Origin of the sequence: Azohydromonas lata (assembly GCF_034427735.1) — a bacterium.
In the GTDB taxonomy this organism is placed as follows: Bacteria; Pseudomonadota; Gammaproteobacteria; order Burkholderiales; family Burkholderiaceae_C; genus Azohydromonas; species Azohydromonas lata.
Genome location: NZ_JAXOJX010000168.1, coordinates 1 through 1,285 on the forward strand (window position 1 = coordinate 1; position 1,285 = coordinate 1,285).

Here is a 1,285-nt window from a genome sequence, read left to right on the forward strand (position 1 = left end):
CGGTACGCTGACGGCCAGCGTTGACGGCCTAGGCAACCTCAAGGCCACCTCGGTGGCTGTGCAGTACACGGGCACCGCCGGTGCCGTGACGGCCGGCACCAAGGTGAGCGTCGGCAGCCAGAGCTACACGTTCAGCCAGGCCATCGCTGCCAACACGGTGGCCTTCAGCCTCAAGGGCTTCAGCGCCGACATTGCGAACTTCGTGTCGCTGTCTGGCGACCTGGGCTTCGCCAAGACGGGCACGGATATCGTGGCCGTGGGCTCCAACGTGACGGCTGCGCTGAGCGCGGGCACGTCGGCCTCGCTGCGCTTGAGCAACGCCAGCTTCGGCCTGCGTTCCGGCGCGGCCAGCACCACGGCGTTCGAGCTGGCCAACGGGACGCTGACGGCCACTGTCGACGGCCTGGGCAACCTCAAGGCCACGTCCGTGGCCGTGCGGTACACGGGGACCAGTGCGTCCGTGGCCGCTGGCACCAAGGTGAGCGTCGGCAGCCAGAGCTACACGTTCAGCCAGGCGATTGCCGCCAACACGGTGGCGTTCAGCCTCAAGGGCTTCTCGGCGGACATCGCCAACTTCGTGTCGCTGTCTGGCGACCTGGGCTTCGCCAAGACGGGCACGGACATCGTGGCCGTGGGCTCCAACGTCACGGCCGCGCTGAGCGCGGGCACGTCCGCGTCGCTGCGGCTGAGCAATGCGAGCTTTGGCCTGCGCTCGGGTGCCGCGGGCACCACGGCGTTCGAGCTGGCCAACGGCACGCTGACGGCCAGCGTCGACGGCCTGGGCAACCTCAAGGCCACGTCGGTGGCGGTGCAGTACACCGGCACGGCGGGTGCGGTGGCCGCTGGCACCAAGGTGAGCGTTGGTAGCCAAAGCTACACGTTCAGCCAAGCGATTGCCGCCAACACGGTGGCTTTCAGCCTCAAGGGCTTTAGCGCCGACATCGCGAACTTCGTATCGCTGTCTGGCGACCTGGGCTTTGCCAAGACCGGCACGGACATCGTGGCCGTGGGCTCCAACGTCACGGCCGCACTGAGCGCGGGCACGTCCGCGTCGCTGCGGCTGAGCAACGCCAGCTTCGGCTTGCGCTCGGGTGCCGCGGGCACCACGGCGTTCGAGCTGGCCAACGGCACGCTGACGGCCAGCGTCGACGGCCTGGGCAACCTCAAGGCCACGTCCGTGGCCGTGCAGTACACGGGCACCGCCGGTGCGGTGACTGCTGGGACCAAGGTGAGCGTCGGCAGCCAGAGCTACACGTTCAGCCAGGCCATTGCCGCCAACACGGTG

1 protein-coding gene is annotated in these 1,285 nt (G+C 68.7%); it reads left to right on the plus strand.

Going from position 1 to position 1,285, the window contains the following annotated elements; all coding sequences use genetic code 11:
* The coding region (locus SM757_RS34790) for a hypothetical protein (protein WP_322468833.1) at window positions 1-1,285 on the plus strand (1,285 nt) is incomplete at both ends.